Here is a 1,456-nt window from a genome sequence, read left to right as displayed (position 1 = left end):
CTCCCTACCTTCGGCGTGCCCGGCAGTAAATGCCGGCCGCCCGGCGCTGAACTTCGGCGTTCTCTGTGACCGTCGTTGCCGGTCAGCCGCCATTGAACATAATGTGGCATTAAGCGCAATGGGCCTGAACGGCCCACCTCGCTTAACAAACATTATGTCGGCGCCGCCCACCGAAGGGCGCTGCGCGGTCACCTCACCCCCGGTGAGCGGCTGGCCGCCGGGTTGAGCTTCTTAGCCCCCGTGGCGCACCGGGCTGCGCCCGCTGCTGTCAGCCGCAATGCAAAATCCCGCCGCCGCAGTCGCCGCCATCCGTGGCGGCTCCGGTGTCAACATCCGCCTTAAGCCGTTGCCGGTCAGTCCGTCAGGGTCAACAGCCCTGAAAGCAGGCCAGCAGGCTGGCCGCGGTTTATTGCCCCCGCCCCAACCCTGCTGCACTGGCTGCGCCCGGTTCGCAGTCGCAGGCTCCTTGCTCATTCCCGTGCTCGCCATCTCCGCCCCGTGCAGCCCCCAGGGGCTTCCCTGCTGAACAGCTTTACCTGCGGGCTTCGCCAGCCCGCGCCCGGCCAACCCGCGTCAGCGGCGCAGGCAAGCTGCCCCGCCGCCCCGGGTTATCGAGAAAACACGGTTCTGGCAGAAAAAGCGGGGCGAAACCCGGCACTGACATCGGGGAAAAAGTGAGCTAAAATCGGCCAGGTGCCCGTCGGGGCGAGTTGATAGGTTCTTTAACAGGGTGGGAAAAAGCGGCAGAGAAAAAGGCTGCTAAATCAAGGGGGAAAGTCCGCTCAACGGTATGATGGCGTCGGGATAGTCCCTAAGACCCGATTGGGCTGGCTGGTGGGATTAACACCTATGCCTATGCGCTGAGCAACCCGATAGGTAATGCAGATCCAACAGGGGAGTTTGTGCCGCTTCTGTTGGGGGCCTATGCTGCTGTTGAATTTGCCTTGAGCGCTTGGGACGCCTATGACACGTTCAAGACCATTACCAGTGATTGTGCTACAACAGGAGAGAAATGGGCTGCGGGTGGACTGTTTGCTGCTGGGATTATCCTGCCGGGCAACTACAGTGCAATTGAGAAAATTGCCAATAAAACCTCGATTTGGACTGCCACGAAAAGGAGTTCATCAGTAGAGAATGCTTATGGTCACTGGGTTAAGCATAAAGCAGAATTTCCTGAGCATCAAAATGCCAAACAATATGTAGAAAGCGCACATAGGTTTCTAAATGATCCATCACCTTCCCTATTAAGAAAGCACAGAGCTAATGGAGACACTCTTGTTTACGATAAAAGAACTAATACATTTGGAATTAAAAACTCCGATGGAATGCCTAGGGGCTGTTGACGTTTTGAGAGGAATTACTGAACAGCATGATGATGGGGTATAATTGCTTTCGCCAAAAAACGACTCTACCTCACCATCATGCCAAGAACTATGTTAACAGATGAAGTATGGAA

Annotated in this window: 2 protein-coding genes; one reads left to right on the top strand and one right to left on the bottom strand. The window is 56.0% G+C overall.

Features of this window, described 5'->3' with window-relative positions:
- The coding region (locus CKY02_RS24180; RefSeq protein WP_146747496.1) for a hypothetical protein at positions 1 to 192 on the bottom strand (192 nt) is incomplete at its 3' end.
- A gap of 710 nt (positions 193 to 902) precedes the next feature.
- Between CKY02_RS24180 and CKY02_RS26850 the strand changes: the two genes are divergently transcribed.
- A complete protein-coding gene (locus CKY02_RS26850; RefSeq protein ID WP_420899245.1) occupies positions 903 to 1,343 on the top strand; it encodes a hypothetical protein in 441 nt (146 codons plus the stop codon).
- The last annotated feature ends 113 nt before the right edge of the window (positions 1,344 to 1,456 follow it).

The organism is Photorhabdus bodei (assembly GCF_003287735.1).
GTDB lineage: Bacteria > Pseudomonadota > Gammaproteobacteria > Enterobacterales > Enterobacteriaceae > Photorhabdus > Photorhabdus kayaii.
The sequence above is the reverse complement of the archived record's forward strand: the minus strand, read 5'-3'. Positions and strand labels throughout refer to the sequence as shown.